This window comes from Devosia sp. Micro-HW1 (assembly GCF_056341075.1).
In genome coordinates, this window is the sequence record NZ_CP094375.1 from 1800105 (window position 1) to 1817148 (window position 17044).

The window sequence follows — 17044 nt, forward strand, 5'->3', positions numbered from 1 at the left end:
ATTCGACTTCAGGGGTAGAATATGATTCCCATCATCGACACGCATTTGCACCTGATCTACCCGGATCGCTTTTCCTATCCGTGGATTTCCGCGGCCCATCCCCTGAGCGGCCACTGGAACATCGGAAGCTATCTCCAGGAGGCGCGCCCGCTCGGGATCGAAGCGGCTCTCCATATGGAAGTCGACGTCGCCGAGGCCGATATCGAGGACGAAACGCGCTATGTCCTCCACCTCGAGGGCGTGGTCGGCGCCATTGCCGCCTGCCGCCCGGAAAGTCCTGATTTTCCAGCGCAATTGGAGCGGCTGGCGTCCATGTCCGGCGTCCGCGGCCTGCGCCGGATTCTCCACGAGGTGCCCGACGAGGTCAGCCAGACCACCCTCTTTGCGGAAAATCTGAAGCGGCTTCCAGCCTATGGACTCACCTTCGATCTCTGCGTCCGCCACGACCAGCTCCCCATCGGCGAGGCCCTGGTACGCCGCTGCCCCGAGGTGACCTTCATCCTCGACCATTGCGGTGCCCAGGACATTGACATGTCCCAGCCCGGCCCCTGGCGCAAAAACATCAAGTCCTTGTCACAGCTGCCGAATTTGAATGCCAAGGTGTCCGGCATCATGGCCTATGCCGGCCCGAACTGGACGGTCGACCAGCTGCGCCCCTATGTCGAACACATCGTGGACTGTTTCGGCTGGGACCGCGTCGTCTGGGGCTCCGATCACCCCGTCGTCACCCTTGGCGGCACATTGACCGACTGGGTGACCACAACGCGCGAGATCATTTCGGGAGCGAGCGAAGCCGAACAGGCAAAGCTGCTCAGCGGCAATGCCCGGCGGATTTACCGGCTTTAGCTCTGCCGGTTGAACACCCAAGCCCGCTGACCCAATCCCTCCCCCATTGTCACCACCCGACTTGTTCGGGTGGTCCACGCCACTGCGCGCAAAGATGGCTAATGCCTTGACCAACAAGGATGGCCTCATCTCAGGCGTCGTGGACATCCACGAGGGTCGCATCACTACCCAGGAGAATATCGAGCAGGCGCCGCTCCAGCGGCTGGGGCAGCGTCACTTCCAGGTAACATGGTCCATCGGCCTCGGCCAGAAAGGCGCGCGGCGCGCCCCCCTGCGCAACCAGGGCCATGCGCGTGCGCAGGGCAGCGGCAGAGCTCGGGAAATGGGCAATGGCGACACGGTCACGCGACATCTGGATTAGTGCACCACGGTCTCGCCTTCGGCCTGCTGCTGCAGCCGGGCCAGATCGCGGATGACGAAGCTACCGCGACCGGGCAGGTCGATGATCCCGCGCAGCTTGAGCTTGGTCAGATTGCGGCTCACCGTCTCGATGGTCACCCCCAGGTGATCGGCAATATCGGCACGGCACATGGGCAGGTTGACCCGCCGGTCATTGCCAAGTTTGCCGGTGCGCCCGGCCAGCGACAGCAGGAAGCCGGCAATGCGCTCCATCGCCGACTTGCGGCAGAGCAGCACCGACAGGTCATGCATGCTGGCGACTTCCCCGGCCGCCATGGCGAGAAGCTTCTCGCCCAGATCCGGCCGGCTCCGCAGCGCCTGGCCGAGATCACCACGCGTCGTCACCTGCACCCGTGCCGCTGTCAGGGCATCGCAATCGAAGCGATAGGCCGCGCCATGGCCGAAGCCGATAATGTCGCCGGGATAGGCGAAAGCGACGACCTGGCGACGCCCGTCCTGAAAAACCTTGGTCGCCCGGAACACGCCGGTCACCACTTCATAGAGCGCGTCGGCGCTGTCGCCCTCGTGAAAGAGCACGGTAGTCGCCCCAACGGTGCGTCCGGGACTGTCAGCAACGGACCGCTCGAGCGGGGCTGTATCCGGGGCTGCGTGGGGGAAGAGATACATCGGGGGGCTCCGCTGGCTGTGGCGGAACGGAATTGACCATGGCAAGGTAATCGGCCTATCCGAAGATTGTAACCGATTGTAACGGCGAGATTCCGCCCCCGTTCGATGCAGACGCACCATATCCTCGTCGTCGACGACGACGCCCAGATCCGCCGCATGCTGCGCCGATGCTTCGAGGACGAAGGCTATCGCGTCAGTGAATCGAGCGATGGCGAGAATATCGAGGCGGCGTTGCGCGGCGGCACCGACCTCGTCACCCTCGACCTCAATCTCGGGCGCGCCGACGGTCTGGCAATCGCCCGGCGCATCCGCCAGGTTTCGGACGTGCCGATTATCATGATCACAGGCAAGGGCGACATGATCGATCGCATTGTCGGTCTTGAGATCGGCGCCGATGACTATATCGCCAAGCCCTTCCACCTGCGCGAAGTGCTTGCCCGCATCCGCAGCGTCCTCCGGCGCAGCGTCGGCAGTACAGCTCCCGCAACGCCAGCCACGGAGAGAATCCGCTTCGATGGCTTCGTGCTCGACCCGGCTCGCCGGAGCCTGTCAGGCCCGGATGGCGGCGATATCGAGCTCACCACCGGCGAGTTTGACCTGCTGCTGCTGTTCTGCCGCCATGCCCATACCGTGCTCGACCGCGACCGCATCATGGACCTGCTCAAGGGTCACGACTGGTCGCCCAATGATCGCAGCATCGACAATCAGGTAGCCCGGCTGCGCAAGCTGATCGAAGCCGACACGCGTCACCCGCAGATCATCAAGACCGTGCGCGGCGCCGGCTACAGTTTTACGCCACGCAGTTTCAGCTAGCGGTTTTCCCGGCTCGTCTCACCCACGTTTGGTTGTCACGCACCCGGTTTACCTGCCGCTCTCAAGCGCCTCGGCTATGGCCTGCGCCAGGTCGGTGAGGCGATAGGGCTTGCCCAGAACCTTGAGATGGGCAAGGGCGTCCTCATCGCGCCGCACCAGTTCGTCGGCATAGCCGGAAGTCAGCAGCACCGGCAGCCCGGGCCAATGCTCGGCAACCTGCCGCGCCAGTGCGTATCCTGACATGCCGGGCATGACGATATCGGTGAAGACCAGGTCCACATGCGCGCCCCCCTCAAGGATCCTCAGCGCCTCCTGCGCGTCGGCCGCGACCAGCGTCCTATAGTCGAGCGTTTCGAGGCGATTGACCGTCAGTTTGCGCAGGCGCGGATCGTCTTCGACCACAAGGATGGTCTTGCCGGTCTCGAGTGCTGCTTCGGCATCATCGGAGGCGGCAGATTGCGTCGCTGCGCCATGGCGTGGCAGGTAGATATTGACGTTCGTCCCCCGCCCGGGCTCGCTATAGATCGTGGCGTGGCCGCCAGACTGCTTGGCAAAGCCATAGATCATGGACAATCCAAGCCCCGTGCCCCGGCCTTTCTCCTTGGTGGTGAAGAAGGGCTCAAAGGCCCGCTCGCGCACATCGGGCGGCATTCCCAGGCCGGTATCGGCCACCGACAGGCGGACATAGTCGCCAGGGACCAGTCCGTCGAGGTCTTCGGACATGGCAGGGTCGACCGACACATTGCTCGTCTCGATGATCAGCCGTCCGCCCTGGGGCATGGCATCGCGCGCATTGATGGCGAGGTTCACGATGGCGCTTTCCACCTGCGAAGGGTCGATCCGTGTCATCCACAGGCGGGGCGTCAGCGTGTTGGAGAGCGCGATCGTCGACCCCATGGTGCGATGCAGCATGTCGGTGAGCCCGAGCACGAAATCGTTGAGGTTCACCACTTCAGGTTCAAGATGCGACCGGCGCGCAAAGGCCAGCAACCGCGCCGTCAGCCGCGCGCCCAGGTCCGCGGCTTCCAGCGCTTCGGTGGCCAGTTCGCGCTGGCCGGTCGTGGTGAGCCTGGCTTCGAGCATTTCGAGATTCCCGATGATTACGGTGAGCAGATTGTTGAAGTCGTGGGCGATCCCCCCGGTCAGCTGCCCCATCGCCTCCATCTTGTGCGCATGGCGCAGGGCCTGTTCGGTGGCCTTCTGGCTCGACAGGTCATGGATGATGCCGGTGAAATGCACCCGTCCATCCATTTCGAACTCGCTGACGGCCAGGTGCATGGGAAAGGTCGAGCCATCGCGCTTGCGACCGGTCACCTCGCGGCCAATACCAATGATCTTGGCCGAACCGGTATTGCGATAGTTGGCGATATAGCCGTCATGGGCGGAGTGATAGGGTTCGGGCATCAGGAAATGCACGTTGCGTCCGATGAACTGGTCCTTCGGATAGTCGAAGAGCCGAGCCGCCGCCGGGTTGACCGTGGTGATAATTCCCCGTCCATCGATGGTGATGATGGCGTCGACGGCCGACTCGAGCATGGCCTGCAGCTTGCGGGCCTGCCCGATCAGGGCCGCCTGTTCTGGAATGGTATCGGTCACGGCAATCCTGGCCCCTGCACTGTCGCCAGACTATCCTGATTTGACCGGGAGCCAAGCCTGCGAAGTGCCGCTCCGCAAGCGCAAGGCCTTTGAGCTTTGGCGGCGCCTCAGTCAGCAGGCATCCGGCTGGCGCGGGCGGCGCAAACTTTCCAAGATGGTTAAGGTTGGCGCGCTAGCTGGCGCGCGGCGTCTCCAGCCCGACCGCAATCAGTACGGCCGACAACTGAGGAACCTCGGACAGCTCCAGCTTCGGCGCCATCAGCACCAGCGCCAGGACGATAAAACTGGCCCGAAAGAAACGGCGGCGGGTGGCCTTGCGCACATACATCGAGGGCAGCTCCCTGTCGAAGAACGGAAGCCTGCCCCCAAGCCGGCCTCCCCTTCTTCATAGACCCTGGCCCGGTTTTTTGCCCCACCCTTTTGGACGGGCCCCGGAGAACCAATCCTGCAGGCAACACCATGATGCAGAATAAAAAAGCCGCCCGGCTGGGGGAGCAGGGCGGCAGGGGTCTTGGAGGTCAGGAGGAGTTCAGGAGCCGTTGGGGACGACGCTGATGGGCTTAGTATTAGCCAAAGGAGCGCCGCTTTTCCCCACCTATTTGCGTGGTGCAGGAAAGACTTGGCGACACCGGATCGGAAAATGACCGCAGACTGTCGCGACGGCGAAATTTCCGCGGCGAACACCGCAGAATTTGCCGGAACATGAACCTCAAGACAGCGTCATAAAACTGTCGTCATCTCCCTGTCATTGACGAACTTTTCTTGGCCATGAGCGCTGATGGTTAAGGCTTTGAGCGGAATTCATCGACCAGATCGCTGGACCTGTGCGTTGCTCCGCAGCAATATGGCGTCAATGTCGGGAATCCCCCGCATTGTGTGAGCGTTGGGTGCGGCCCGAGATGAGTGCGAAGCTACTGTGCGTTGAAGACGAGGCAGACCTCCGTGCCGACATGTGCGAAGAGCTGGTTTCTGCCGGCTTCGATGTCGATCAGGCAGGTGACGGGCAAGAGGCGCTCGCCCTCCTGCAAAGCGAACACTACGATCTGGTCCTGTGTGACATCACCATGCCCGGCATGTCCGGCATAGACCTGCTGCGGCGGGTTCGGGAAGAGGACCGGCTCGCAGACCTGCCCTTCATTTTCCTGACGGCGCTGGCGGGGCGACAGGACATCATTGCAGGCAAGCAGGCGGGGGTGGACGATTACCTGACCAAGCCGATCGATTTCGACCTCATGCTGATCACCATATCGGCCCGCCTCGACCAGGTTTCACGCATCAAGGGCGCGATGCCGCACGAAGAGCCCGAAAACCGCGGCCTGCGCGCCGCATTGATGGGCGCAGACGAAGCCCTCAACCGCATTGCCGTGGGCGTCTTTCTCATCGACATCGATCGCAAAGTGCTGTTCCGCAACCGGCGTGCTGACGAATTGCTCGATGAAGCCGACGGCATCACCCTGTCGCGCGAAGGTTTGTTGCGTGGCGAAAAACCGGCACAGACCCAAGCGCTCAGGGACATCGTGGAAACGGCTATCCAACGCATGGCCCAGGGAAACCGGCATGGCACGGATGCGGTCGCGCTGACGCGCAATAGCGGCAAGCGACCGTTGATTGCCGTGGCCTGTCCTCTCGGTCGCGGAGCAGCGCAGACAGGGGAACCCGCCGTTGGTCTGTTCGTCACGGATCCGGAATGGCGCCCCAGCGACGCAACAGAAGCCGTCGCTCAGCTTTACGGTCTGTCTCCGGCGGAAACCCGCTTGGCGCTGGCCCTGGTGCAGGGCATGAGAATTGACGAAATTGCCGATGAATTCGGCCTATCGCGCAACACGGTGAGCTACACTCTCAAGAACCTGTTCCGGAAAACCGAGACCGACCGCCAGGCCGATCTCATCAGTTTGTTCCTGTCCAATCCGGTCGCGCTGGACAAATGATCCCTTTAGGCCGCCTGGCGATGCGGGCGTTCCTCGCCTGAATTGGGCCGGCTGGCAGCGCTGACTTCGGGGCGCGCCGGGCCCCCTCGATAGACAGGGCCACTGGCCACCAAAGCCGCAATGTCCGCATCGATGGCGCGGAAAATCTCCGCCAGTTCCGGGAAGTCAGTGTCATTGAAGTCAATGGTGCGAGGCAGTCGACGCATGGTTACTTCTCCATATTAGCCCGCAACCGCATAGGGCAGCGCAAGCAGAGTAAGGGCAAACACATAAAGGCCCGAAAGCAGCAGGGTTCGGCGCATGGCTGAATGTCCGATCGTATCGATTGACTTCACCCTCCAACCAAGTGTTAGTAACCATTTTTTAACAATTGCATCTTCCCTCAAATAGGTGGGTGCAGGAGCGATTCGGTCAGTTGTGAACGACAGAAAGCAAAGGCGCCGGGCGGGGGAAGCGCCGGCGCCTGATGCGTCCTGATCGTCTGGACGGCATTGCTGAATGAAGACCGATTTTACCGGAACAGATTGGTCGGATCGTACATCTGCTTGACCCGCTGCAGCCTTTGCCAGTCCGAACCCGGTTCAGTCATGCGGATCATATCCGCGCCCTGTTCGGCGCGGAAATTAACCCTTGTGGCCTGCCCGCTTTCTGCACCGAGGGCGGTCGCCGCCGCATCCGACCACGCCCGATGGTCCGCCGCGCTATTCCCATCGGCCTCGGGATCAACGAATTCGATCGCCAGCCCGGCCCTGTTCACGTCACCGCCGCGCGCCGCTGCACCACCCAGAACCCGTATCCGCGCCATGCACCCTTGCGCATCGCACCGCTCAAGCCGGGCCAGGATTTCGCCTGCCTCCGCCAGATTGAGCGACGGCTTGTACACAGGGCGCACTGGCACCGCCGTCGCGGACGACGGCCCGGCCCTGTACATGTTGCTAAAGGCGCATGGCCGAACGAGGTCGGCAATCGGCGTCGTCAGGGCGCGGAAGGGCGCCATGGCAAGGCGCGCCTCGTCCGGTGAGCCTGCATAGGCCATCAATCCCATGAGGACGGTCTTGTTGGCCCCGTCGGGCAAGAATGGCAGACCGGGTGCCGGCATGGCCAGCAGCGTGGCCGTCAGCGCATCGGGGGCTGCCTGCGCTGCGGCCACGAAACGGTCGAGGATTTCCGGCGTAGCCGGCAGGACCAGAGGGCCGCCGCTGAAAGCGGGCAGCGGGCTGAGTTGATAGCAGTAGCGCGTCACGATGCCGAACTGGCCGCCCGCACGAAGGGCCCAGAGCAGGTCCGGATAATTCGTTTCGCTGATGGTGAGCACATTCCCGGCGGCCGTCACGATCTCGGCGCCAACCAGCGCATCGGAGGCCAGGCCAAACTTGCGAACAAGGTGACCCATACCGCCGCCAAGGGTGGCGTCGCCGACGCCGAGTGTGCCGGCATCCCCGAAACTCACGGCTACGCCATGCTTGTCGAGCGCGCGCGACACGTCCGCGGCCGTCAGGCCGCTCCCGGCCCATACCGTCATCGCGACGAGGTCAATTTCGAGGCTATTGAGATCGCGCAGGTCGATCACCACGCCCGCATCGAAAGCACGGTGCTCTCCGGCCGGCAGTCCACCGCTACGCACGGCCAGTTCGATCTGATTGCGGCGGGCAAAGTCGACGACATCGGCGACGTCGGCTGCATCGGAAACACGGGCCAGAAGCAGGGGGCACTGGTCCCAGTGGCTGCTGGCAATGCCCCTTAGTGCGACGTAGTCCGCATGCCCGGCAATCACCACCTGTCCTGCAAGGCACATGCTGAGCGCTTCTATGTCCAGCGCCAAAAGCGGGCTGATCATGTGCGGCTGGATCTGCATATGAACATTCATTGCGCATCACTCCCAACACCGACGCCGTTAGGCGCCGTAAACCTGTGATAGAGCATGGGGTATGGCGCATCCCCACCTGTTTGAGGGGGTGTCAAATACCCTCGCCGGGGACGGACAATTAAACTCACAACCTAGTCGATCGAAAAGTCTGCCGTCCGGCATTTACCTCGCGAAGGCCAAAATAAACTCAAAAAACATTCATTTTGACTGAATTGATCTACCAATAGGTAACAGATCATCTTCAGATAGACATGGGAAGCGTAAGAATTTTTCTGAACTCAAGATTTTAGATGCGGCTATGATTCGAATATCGTACAAATAGGCCCTCTCCGTAGGCCCGGTTGAGGTGGTTGCTGTGTCAGTATCGAGTATGACGCCTGATCTGTCTGCATTGCCTGCTCGCCTGCACCGCGCCATGGTGCTCATGGCTACTTTGTTTCTGCCCGTGGCCGCTGCGGCAGCGGCCGAGGCAGCGGAGCCCCTTCCCCTACCGTCTGGTCCCGTCATTCTGACCGTCACCGGCAATATTGGCGTCACCAACAATGCGGACGGTGCTGCCTTTGACCGCCAGATGCTGTTTGATCTGGGCACCACGGTCATCAGCACTTCGACACCTTGGACCGATGGCGTACAGACCTTCAGCGGCGTACTGGTGCGATCAGTGCTCGAACGTGTTGGCGCCCAGGGCTCCGTTGTGCGTGCCAGCGCACTCAACGAATATGTCGTGGACATCCCCCTGGCTGACTTTCGCGATCACGACGTGATCCTGGCCATGGAAATGAATGGCGAGGAGATGCAGGTCAGCGACAAGGGGCCGATCTGGATCGTCTATCCCCGGGACGATGTCCCGGCGCTCCAGAATACGCTTTTGCATGAACGCTGGGTCTGGCAACTCAAAGCGCTCAATGTTCAATGACCCAACGGCCGTGGATATCACGGCCGTTTCTGGCCGCAGCGCTTGCTCTGACCATTCTTTTTACGCTGCTGCTTGCCGCGGTGACGCGTCTTGCCGTCAACGAGAACCGCATTTCGGGTGAACGCGACGACAGCGTCATGTGGTTCGCGAGCCAAGGTCAGTATGAGGCCATGCGCCTGGCCGACGCGGCGCTGCTGTTCGAAGCCGGTCGTGTCGAGCGCACCGAGTTGCTGCTCCGCTTCGACCTGCTCGATAGCCGTCTGCGCCTCTTCGAAGAGGGCATCGGAAGCCGGCTTGTCATGGAGCTTGGCTACCGCGACGGCGTCGCCAAACTGCGCGAGGCCTTCGAGGCTCAGCGCCAGCAGATGCCGACCGTGCAGCAGGGCAACAGTCTCGCCATCACCACCCTGCACAACACCGCCCGCGCCATGGGGCAGGCCATGCGCGACTTTGCCAATGCCGGCATGCTCGACGCCCGTAACAAGGATGACGCGGTACGCGACGTGCGCCGGCGCATTCTGGTGGAGGTGCTGAGCTACCTGCTCGCCACCATGGCGGCGGGCGTGCTCGTCACGTTCATCGTCGTCCGCGGCCTGCGCACCACCATGCGCGCCGAGGCGGCGCTCGAACATGAGCGACAGATCTCGCGCCTGCATCGCGCCTTTACATCGGTGGTTTCGCACCAGTTCCGCACGCCCCTCACCATTATCGATGCCAGTGCGCAACGCATGCTGCGGCGGGGCGGGTCGATGACCGAGGAAGAAATCGTCAATCGGGCCACCAAGATCCGCAAGGCATGTCAGCGGCTGACGCGGCTGATGGAAAGCACGCTCAACGCGGCGCGCCTCGAGCAGGGCGAGATCAGCTTCCACCCGCGCCCCTGCGATTTGCGCCACCTGGTCGTATCGGTTTTCGAGATGCAGCCCGATGACGACCAGACCAGGATCGTTCTGTCCCTCGATGAATTGCCGCGCCAGGTGATTGCCGATACCGGCCTGCTCGAGCAGGCCTTGCAGAACTTGATCTCCAACGCCTTGAAATACTCGTCACCCAGCACGAAGGTGGTGATCCGTGGACACCGCGAGGGCAATGATGTGGTGGTCAGCGTGGTCGACCGCGGCGTCGGCATTCCGGCCGACGAAATCCCTTTCATAACAGAGCGCTTCTTCCGCGCCCGCACGGCCGAGGGGATAGCCGGCACCGGCATCGGCCTGCACTTTGTCTCGCAGATCATGGACCTGCATGGCGGCCGTATGGACATCCAGAGCACCGAAGGCGAGGGCTCGACGATTTCCCTGATCTTCCCCTTTCGCCCGGTCGAACGAGCCGGCTTCGACCCGGTCACCGCCAATAGATACACCGGCAGGCCGAGCCCGCCGGGGTGAAAAGCTGTGCGTGTCAGACGCCAGTGATCATCGACACGATTTCGTTCTTGTCGGCCTTGGCGGTTTCGCGAATGCCGATCTGCTTGCCGCGCCTTAGAACGCAGATACGGTCGGACAGCCGGAACACCTGGTCGAGGCTGTGGCTGATGATCAACACGCCGATATTCCGGGACCTGAGCGCCGCCACCGTGTTTTCCACCTTCGCCGTCTCGGCCACGCCAAGCGCCGCCGTCGGCTCGTCGAGCAGCACCAGCTTGCGCGCCCAATGGGTGGCACGGGCAATGGCAATGCCCTGCCTTTGCCCGCCCGAAAGATCGCGGATCGTGGCATGGGGCGAGGGGATGCGCACATCGAGCTCGGTCACGAGGCGCTCGGTCTCGGCAATCATGGTCTTGCGATCCAGCAGGCCCAGCGGACCCCTGGTCATTTCACGCCCGAGGAACAGGTTCATATAGACCGGTTGCTGGTCGGCCAGGGCGAGGTCCTGGTAGACCACCTCGATCCCGTGTTCACGCGCCTTGGTGGCGCTGGACATGGACACATCCCCGCCATCGATGCGGATGGCACCCGAAGTCGGGGCATGCACGCCCGAAATGATCTTGATCAGCGTCGACTTGCCGGCGCCATTGTCACCCACCAGGGCGACGATTTCTCCGGCACGGACATCGAGGGAAAAATCCTCGATGGCGACGACGCCGCCAAATGTCTTGCGGATATTGCTGAGCTCCAGGACCGGGGCATTGCGTGTATCGAGCATGATCGCCTCCTAAACCGGCCAGCTTTCGGCTTCGCCGAAGCCGTTTTCGATCGTTTCCACCCTGGGATTGCCGTTCGATATGCCCGAGACACCAACCACATAGGCGCGGGTGACGAAAGCCTGGCCCCGGAAGCCGAAAACGGCCGTGTCGCCCGGGCGCGGAGCGCGAGCGCCGGTAGCGTCGATCATGGCGTAGTAGTCGATGGCCGAAGGCGGTGGAATTTCGACCTCCAGCAGGGCCGAGGCATCGGTGGTCGGCTCGGGCGACACCAGTGCCTTGACCGGATAGTCGGCAAAGATGGGGTCGATATAGAAGCCGCCGCCGAAGCAATAGGCCTTGTCGGACGACAGATGCGATACCTCGGTGAGGTAGAGCACGGCCGGCAATTCCGGCAGGTCTTCCACCACATGCAGCGCCGTCGTGCCATGCAGGCCATTGCCCGGTTCGCACTGGGTTGCCCCCGCTTCGGCCAGGCCCTTGAGGAGCACCGACGAGGTCGTTCCCGGGGCGTTGATTTCAATATCGCGACGGCCCGACCTGCGCAGGGCATCGGCCGCGCGCGACAGCGTCGTCAGGTTCGGCGTCGGCTTCACCTTGCGCGTCTCGTGATCAAACAAGAGGGCCGGGAATGTGGTGATGCCGGCAAAGCGCCCGCCTTCGACCCGGTCGAGGCCATCAGCCACGGCGGCAATATCGGCCGCGTCAAAGCCGCCCTCGTGGCCGCGATAGAAGGTGTCGCCCTCGGCCTTGATCCGGGCGAGCAGGTTCTGCCGATAACCGGCCCTGTGTGCCGCCCTGCCCGCTTCATGGGCCTTCTCGGCGTTGAACACGGTCCAGTAGTCGGGGCGGAAGGTGGCGGCCGCGGCGTCGGCTTCGGCTCGCGCCACCTGCGACAGGTGCCCGAGGTGCCCCACCGGCATGCCGGCGCGATGGGTGGCGCGGGCACAGGCCATGTCGACGGCCACGGATTTTCCGATGCCGCCACGCTGCACGGCCTGGCAGAAGCTCGAGGCACGACCGACCTGCTTGGTCATGGCGAAGATCTTGAGGCCGTTCCTGTCGGCCTCGGTCTTGAGCACGCGGGCATTGGCCTCCACGGCGTCGAGATCGAGCACATAGGCATTGGCCGGGATCTGTCCCGATTGGTGAAGCGCCATGGCGGCTTCGATGAAACGTGGATTGCGGCGGCGCAGTACGTCGAGAAACATCCCTGATCTCCTCAGCGGGACTTTTCGCGCAGCGACACGGCGACTGCGACGATAATGATGAGACCGCGAACGATCATCTGGTCGGAAACGGAAAGGCCCATCAGGATGAGGCCATTGTTGAGCATGCCCATGAGCAGCGAGCCCACCAGCGCCCCGATGATGGAACCCTTGCCACCATTGAGCAGCGTGCCACCCACGATGACGGCTGCGATGACCGTCATCAGGTCGGTTTCGCCGAGCGTGTACTTGGCGGCCTGCAGACGCCCGTCATAGAGAAGGCCGGCGAGCCCGGCGAGGCCACCGCTGATCATGAATACCAGGAGGCGGATGCGGGTGACCTTGATGCCGGTCACCTGCGCGGCGCGGGCATTGTCCCCGGTCGCCAGCACATGGGCGCCAAAGCGCGTCCGGCGATAGACCACGTGGCCGATTGCGACGGCAATCACGGTCCAGATCACCAGCGAGGGCACGCCGAACAAGGCGCCAGAGCCAAAGATGCCGGTGAACAGCGGGTCGGTCACCGGAATGGAGCGCAACTGGGTCAGCGAGCGGCCAATACGAGCGACAAGGCCCATCGTGGCCAGCGTCACGAGGAAGGAGGGTAGCCGGAGCCATGCAACAAGAAGGCCGTTAAAGGCGCCGACGATCAGGCCCGCACCGATGCCGGCAGCAATGCCGATCGGCAGCGCAGCATCGGGGACGGCCGCCATGGCCATGGCGGCGCAGAGCGCCGAAACGGCAACTGTGGAGCCGAAGGAGAGGTCGATTTCCCCGGCCGACAGCACGAAAACCAGGCCAATCGCCATGATCGTCGCCGGCGCGGTCTGCAGGATGATGTTGACGAGGTTCCGCTGGGTCAAAAACCCACTGTCACGCAGCACCACGGCGAAGAACAGGAATATGGCGAGGAAGCCGACATAGACCACATATTGCTGGAAGTTGATCCGCGCGAGGGCGGAACGGAGCGGGCTTGCCGAAATGGCTGAAGCGGACATGGCGGATTTCCCCTTTAACGAATGAGGTCGGGCGGAGCGAACCCGCCCGACCTGCCCGAGGGCTTACTGCGCGGCAAGGACCGAAGCCGGAGCTTCGCGGTGCAGCGACTGCTGCCAGCCTTCGGCGACGTTGTCGGCAGTGACGGTGAGGGCCGGGGCCACCACAAAGGCGGGCACATCTTCACCCAGCAGCCCCTTCAAGCCGGCAGCCGCCATGGCGCGACCCAGTTCATAGGCTTCGTCAGCCACAAGGCCGACGACGTTGCCGCCCTTGACCATGTCGAGGGCCGCAGGTTCGGACAGATCGAGTGTCACAATCTTGGTTTCGGTATTGCCCGCTCCACGCAGCGCCGCCAGTACGCCATCAGCCGGTTCGGCCCAGGTCACATAGATGCCGTCTAGATCGGGATTCTGCAGCAGCATGGCATTGGCCAGTTCCTCGGCACGCGCCGGATCGGTGATGCCCTGTTCGGCGACGATCTCGATGCCTGGGTAGTCGGCTTCGATCGTGGTCTTGAAAGCCTGGTCGCGCTGGTTGGTCACGTAATAGGCGGCGTCGTGGAAGATGTAGCCCACCTGCCCTTCGCCGCCGATGGCTTCGGCCAGCACATCGGCCGCCTGCTTGCCCATCTGGAACAGATCGTCGGTGACGATGGCGGCATAGTCAGTGCCGTGCACATAGCCGGCCGGCAGGTTGGAGAGGAAAACCAGTTCGACGCCAGTATCGACCGCTTCGCGGAACGCTTCGGCCGAGGTGACCGGATCGAGCGGCAGCGACAGGATGACATTGGGCTGGGCGGCCAGCGCGGTTTCGATGTCCGAGCGCTGCTTGGCCGCGTCGAAGCCGGCATCGGTGGTGACGACCACATCGACACCGGCGCGGGCGAATTCGTCATTGGCGCCGGCAGCCACGGCATTGATGAAATCGGAGGACGTGTGCCAGAGCAGCGCAGCCTTGTAGCCCTTGCCGGCAAGCGCGGCGATGTCGTCGTCCGAGAGCACGACTTCGGAACTGGGGGTTGCCGCTTCGCCATTGGGCCCGACGGTCTGGGCAAAGGCGGACGGCGCGAGCAGCGTACTGGCAAGCAATGCAGCCAGGATGGTCTTGGTCTTCATGATAGTCTCCCTTGTAGAACCCTAGTTATTTTCGACGCCGCAGAAGCGGGTCATGAAATCGGCAAAGGCCACCACGCCCGCGAGATATTCCTCGACGCTGACGCGCTCTTCGAACGTGTGACAGTTGCGGATGTCGCCCGGGGCGCAATAGACCGCCGGGATGCCGAGGCCGTTGACGAAGAACGGCGTCTCCGACCAGAAGGGCGCCCCCTCGGCGCCGCCCCGGCCGGGCATGGCTTGGCCCACGGCCTCGCCAAGCATGGCGAGCGCGGGATGGGTGGGATCGATTTCGGCAGCCGTGCCGCCCAGCGCATGATCGCGCCCGGCCGGATAGGCGATTTCGACCGCGATTTCGGGGTCGGCTACCGCGCCGCGAATGACCGCTTCCAGCTCGGTCGCAGCGGCATCGAGGCTTTCGCCCGGCAGCAGCTTGCGGATGAGCGAGAGCGTGCAGCGCTCGGGCACCGCGATGAAACCACCGCCATTGAGCGTGGTGATGAGCAGGAAGGCACGTCCGATCAGGAGATGCTCGGCCCGCGCGGCAATGGCGTCCGAATGGGCCCAAAGCGCGCTCATGACTGCATGGCTGGCCTTGAGCGCATCGCGCCCCAGTTCCGGCACGCCGAAATAGGCGGATTTGCCGGTAATGGTGATATCGGCAATGAAAAAGCCGATCTGGGCCGGGTAGATAGCCAGGCGCGTTGGCTCGGTATAGACGACGAAATCGGGCCGCGGCAGCTCACCCGCGGCAATGCGCGCCACGTGAGCCTTGACCCCCGCCGAGACACCGCTGCCAGGCTGGCCGCTTTCCTCGTCGCCGACAAAGGCGAAATCGACATCGCCCTTGAGGCGGATGCCGGCGCGATCAAGCAGGCTCAAGGCCGCAAGGCTGGTGCAAATGCCTGCCTTGAGATCGCCCGAACCCCGACCCCAGATTTCGCCATCGATGATGGGCGCACCGAACGGGTCCTCGCGCGCTTCGCCTGCCCAGTGTTCGCGCCAGCCATCGACATGGACAGTGTCGGTGTGGCCGATGAACATGAGACGCGGCCCCTTGCCGCTGCCCCTACGCGTGCCGCGCACATTGGGGCGGCCGGGCAGAAAGTCGGTGGTTTCGACCTCGGCGAGGCCCCGCGCCCGCATCTGCTCGGCGAGATAGGAGACAACATTGGCTTCATTGCCGGTAATGCTCTCGCGGCCGATCGCGCCGCGCAACAGCGCAATGGCATCGTCCTGGTCGAGGTGATCGCGCAAGATACGAGTCAGAGCGTTCATTTCAGCGCCTCGCGCATGGAGACGGCATTGGCAGGGGGCAATGATATCCGGCTCTCGGGCGCGTCTGCCCCGAACAAGGTGTTGTGCAGGTGGCTGAGGCCAATGGCGGTAGCACCGACCAGGGCCGAATGATCGCCCAATTCGCCCGCCTCGACCGCCACCGGATAGGGGAAGCAGGCCGGCAGGACCGCCCGGACGCGCTCGACCAGCTCCTGGCGACTGCCGATGGAGCCGCCCAGCACGACCTTGTCCGGGTTGGCGATGGCGGCGATGGCGCCAATGCCGCGCGCCAGCAGCCGCGCGGTTTCATCCAGCACCTGCCCGGCATGCGGGTCGCCATTGTTGGCGCGCTCGAAAATGCTCGGCACCGAAGCATCGTATCCGGCCAGTTCGCGGTGGCGCGCCACCATGCCATGGGAGGCGACGAGACGCTCGAAGGCACCGGCGCGCAGCGATTCCGGCTCGAACGGATCAGCACCAAAGGGCAGGAAGCCCAGCTCGCCTGCCGCATTGGCGGCGCCGCGGACCAGCTGACCATTCAGCATCAGCCCGCTGCCCACGCCGGTGCCAAGCGCGATATAGGCCAGGTTGTCGAGCCCCTGCCCCGCGCCCAGCCAGCTTTCACCGAGCACGGCGAGATTGACGTCGTTCTCCAGCATGGCCTCGAAGCCGAGGGCGTCTTCCAGGCCCGAGGCGACGTCGAGCGTGTCGAATCCGGCAATATTGGGTGCGAGCAGCACCCGGCCCGTTGCCGCCTGCGGCGCGCCCGGCACGCCGACCACGGCAATGCGCAGCTTTTCGGTGGGCACGCCACCCTGAGCAGCGGCCTCGAATGTCAGCCGCGCGATCTGGGCAATCACTGCCCTGCCGCCTTCGGCATGGGTCGGCTCGGTCAATTCAACGATGACCTTGGAGACCAGATCGCAGATCGCGACACGCACCTTGGTGCCGCCCAGATCGACGGCAACGACATAGGCCGCCGAGGGCACAATTTCATAGGTGACGGCGGTGCGACCGATATGACCGCTGGTCCGCCCGGTCTCGCTCACCCAGCCCTCGTCTTCGAGCTGACGCATCACTTCCGAGATCGTCTGCTTGGAAAGACCCGTCTGCTTGGCGATCGAGGCGCGCGAGATCGGCGCATTCTGAACGATCGCCTCAAGAACTGCGCGCAGGGAAAACTGGCGGGAGATGCGAACGGCTTGGCTCAACGCGGCTACCTTAATTAGTTCGGTCAGTTGACGAACTATTGATTCAGGCGTGACCGCTGTCAAGCTCGGAAAGTAATCCCGCCTATGGGTCGTGCAGAAGCGCC

The 17044-nt window shown here is 63.4% G+C and carries 17 protein-coding genes; 5 read left to right on the forward strand and 12 right to left on the reverse strand.

Annotation, left to right across the window (positions count from 1 at the left end):
• The first annotated feature begins 21 nt into the window (after positions 1-21).
• Complete coding sequence (locus MQW79_RS08570) at positions 22-846, forward strand: amidohydrolase family protein (protein ID WP_476588002.1); 825 nt, start codon at positions 22-24, stop codon at positions 844-846.
• A 130-nt stretch (positions 847-976) separates the two neighbouring features.
• Here MQW79_RS08570 and MQW79_RS08575 read toward each other — a convergent pair whose 3' ends face one another.
• Positions 977-1198, reverse strand: coding sequence for a hypothetical protein (locus MQW79_RS08575; RefSeq protein WP_476588003.1), 222 nt, complete (start codon positions 1196-1198; stop codon positions 977-979).
• 5 nt (positions 1199-1203) lie between these two features.
• A complete protein-coding gene (locus MQW79_RS08580) occupies positions 1204-1872 on the reverse strand; it encodes a helix-turn-helix domain-containing protein (protein ID WP_476588004.1) in 669 nt (222 codons plus the stop codon).
• 105 nt (positions 1873-1977) lie between these two features.
• Between MQW79_RS08580 and MQW79_RS08585 the strand changes: the two genes are divergently transcribed.
• Positions 1978-2685 carry a response regulator gene (locus tag MQW79_RS08585; RefSeq protein WP_476588005.1) on the forward strand — a complete coding sequence of 236 codons (708 nt, stop codon included), beginning with the start codon at positions 1978-1980 and terminating at the stop codon, positions 2683-2685.
• A gap of 48 nt (positions 2686-2733) precedes the next feature.
• Here the strand turns inward: MQW79_RS08585 and MQW79_RS08590 are convergent, their stop codons facing one another.
• Both MQW79_RS08590 and MQW79_RS08595 read right to left on the reverse strand, forming a co-directional pair.
• The gene (locus tag MQW79_RS08590; RefSeq protein ID WP_476588006.1) at positions 2734-4281 is read right to left on the reverse strand and encodes a PAS domain S-box protein; all 1548 of its coding nucleotides are present in this window, start codon (positions 4279-4281) and stop codon (positions 2734-2736) included.
• Positions 4282-4453: 172 nt separating this feature from the next.
• On the reverse strand, positions 4454-4609 hold the full coding sequence (locus MQW79_RS08595) for a hypothetical protein (RefSeq protein ID WP_476588007.1): 156 nt from the start codon (positions 4607-4609) through the stop codon (positions 4454-4456).
• A 571-nt stretch (positions 4610-5180) separates the two neighbouring features.
• Here MQW79_RS08595 and MQW79_RS08600 point away from each other — a divergent pair.
• Positions 5181-6209 (forward strand): response regulator, encoded by a 1029-nt coding sequence (locus MQW79_RS08600; protein ID WP_476588008.1) that lies wholly within the window; start codon positions 5181-5183, stop codon positions 6207-6209.
• 5 nt (positions 6210-6214) lie between these two features.
• On the opposite strand, the gene MQW79_RS08605 is transcribed toward MQW79_RS08600, so the two are convergent.
• Complete coding sequence (locus tag MQW79_RS08605) at positions 6215-6415, reverse strand: hypothetical protein (protein WP_476588009.1); 201 nt, start codon at positions 6413-6415, stop codon at positions 6215-6217.
• A 305-nt stretch (positions 6416-6720) separates the two neighbouring features.
• Positions 6721-8076: an FAD-binding oxidoreductase gene (locus tag MQW79_RS08610; RefSeq protein ID WP_476588010.1), complete on the reverse strand. Its 1356-nt coding sequence runs from the start codon at positions 8074-8076 to the stop codon at positions 6721-6723.
• A gap of 355 nt (positions 8077-8431) precedes the next feature.
• Between MQW79_RS08610 and MQW79_RS08615 the strand changes: the two genes are divergently transcribed.
• Both MQW79_RS08615 and MQW79_RS08620 read left to right on the forward strand, forming a co-directional pair.
• Complete coding sequence (locus MQW79_RS08615) at positions 8432-8992, forward strand: putative pterin-binding protein (RefSeq protein WP_476588012.1); 561 nt, start codon at positions 8432-8434, stop codon at positions 8990-8992.
• Positions 8989-10377 (forward strand): sensor histidine kinase, encoded by a 1389-nt coding sequence (locus MQW79_RS08620; RefSeq protein WP_476588014.1) that lies wholly within the window; start codon positions 8989-8991, stop codon positions 10375-10377. The genes MQW79_RS08615 and MQW79_RS08620 overlap by 4 nt, the downstream gene beginning before the upstream one ends.
• Positions 10378-10390: 13 nt before the next feature.
• Here the strand turns inward: MQW79_RS08620 and MQW79_RS08625 are convergent, their stop codons facing one another.
• The 6 genes from MQW79_RS08625 to MQW79_RS08650 all read right to left on the reverse strand — a co-directional run bounded on the left by MQW79_RS08625 (position 10391) and on the right by MQW79_RS08650 (position 16940).
• Positions 10391-11134, reverse strand: a complete 744-nt coding sequence (locus tag MQW79_RS08625; protein ID WP_476588016.1) for an ATP-binding cassette domain-containing protein — start codon at positions 11132-11134, stop codon at positions 10391-10393.
• 9 nt (positions 11135-11143) lie between these two features.
• Complete coding sequence (locus MQW79_RS08630) at positions 11144-12343, reverse strand: alanine racemase (protein ID WP_476588017.1); 1200 nt, start codon at positions 12341-12343, stop codon at positions 11144-11146.
• 11 nt (positions 12344-12354) lie between these two features.
• Positions 12355-13338: an ABC transporter permease gene (locus tag MQW79_RS08635; RefSeq protein WP_476588018.1), complete on the reverse strand. Its 984-nt coding sequence runs from the start codon at positions 13336-13338 to the stop codon at positions 12355-12357.
• Between the two features lie 63 nt (positions 13339-13401).
• A complete protein-coding gene (locus MQW79_RS08640) occupies positions 13402-14454 on the reverse strand; it encodes a substrate-binding domain-containing protein (protein WP_476588019.1) in 1053 nt (350 codons plus the stop codon).
• Between the two features lie 21 nt (positions 14455-14475).
• The gene (locus MQW79_RS08645) at positions 14476-15729 is read right to left on the reverse strand and encodes a M20 family metallopeptidase (protein ID WP_476588020.1); all 1254 of its coding nucleotides are present in this window, start codon (positions 15727-15729) and stop codon (positions 14476-14478) included.
• Entirely contained in the window at positions 15726-16940 is a 1215-nt protein-coding gene (locus MQW79_RS08650) for an ROK family transcriptional regulator (RefSeq protein WP_476588021.1), read from the reverse strand. The genes MQW79_RS08645 and MQW79_RS08650 overlap by 4 nt, the downstream gene beginning before the upstream one ends.
• Positions 16941-17044: the final 104 nt, after the last annotated feature.

Excerpts from the sequence above, each read along its gene's own strand:
- MQW79_RS08570 (WP_476588002.1), top strand. The coding sequence starts at position 22 with ATGATTCCCATCATCGACACGCATTTGCACCTGATCTACCCGGATCGC.
- MQW79_RS08575 (WP_476588003.1), bottom strand. The coding sequence starts at position 1,198 with ATGTCGCGTGACCGTGTCGCCATTGCCCATTTCCCGAGCTCTGCCGCT.
- MQW79_RS08580 (WP_476588004.1), bottom strand. The coding sequence starts at position 1,872 with ATGTATCTCTTCCCCCACGCAGCCCCGGATACAGCCCCGCTCGAGCGG.
- MQW79_RS08585 (WP_476588005.1), top strand. The coding sequence starts at position 1,978 with ATGCAGACGCACCATATCCTCGTCGTCGACGACGACGCCCAGATCCGC.
- MQW79_RS08595 (WP_476588007.1), bottom strand. The coding sequence starts at position 4,609 with ATGTATGTGCGCAAGGCCACCCGCCGCCGTTTCTTTCGGGCCAGTTTT.
- MQW79_RS08600 (WP_476588008.1), top strand. The coding sequence starts at position 5,181 with ATGAGTGCGAAGCTACTGTGCGTTGAAGACGAGGCAGACCTCCGTGCC.
- MQW79_RS08605 (WP_476588009.1), bottom strand. The coding sequence starts at position 6,415 with ATGCGTCGACTGCCTCGCACCATTGACTTCAATGACACTGACTTCCCG.
- MQW79_RS08610 (WP_476588010.1), bottom strand. The coding sequence starts at position 8,076 with ATGAATGTTCATATGCAGATCCAGCCGCACATGATCAGCCCGCTTTTG.
- MQW79_RS08620 (WP_476588014.1), top strand. The coding sequence starts at position 8,989 with ATGACCCAACGGCCGTGGATATCACGGCCGTTTCTGGCCGCAGCGCTT.
- MQW79_RS08625 (WP_476588016.1), bottom strand. The coding sequence starts at position 11,134 with ATGCTCGATACACGCAATGCCCCGGTCCTGGAGCTCAGCAATATCCGC.
- MQW79_RS08630 (WP_476588017.1), bottom strand. The coding sequence starts at position 12,343 with ATGTTTCTCGACGTACTGCGCCGCCGCAATCCACGTTTCATCGAAGCC.
- MQW79_RS08635 (WP_476588018.1), bottom strand. The coding sequence starts at position 13,338 with ATGTCCGCTTCAGCCATTTCGGCAAGCCCGCTCCGTTCCGCCCTCGCG.
- MQW79_RS08640 (WP_476588019.1), bottom strand. The coding sequence starts at position 14,454 with ATGAAGACCAAGACCATCCTGGCTGCATTGCTTGCCAGTACGCTGCTC.
- MQW79_RS08645 (WP_476588020.1), bottom strand. The coding sequence starts at position 15,729 with ATGAACGCTCTGACTCGTATCTTGCGCGATCACCTCGACCAGGACGAT.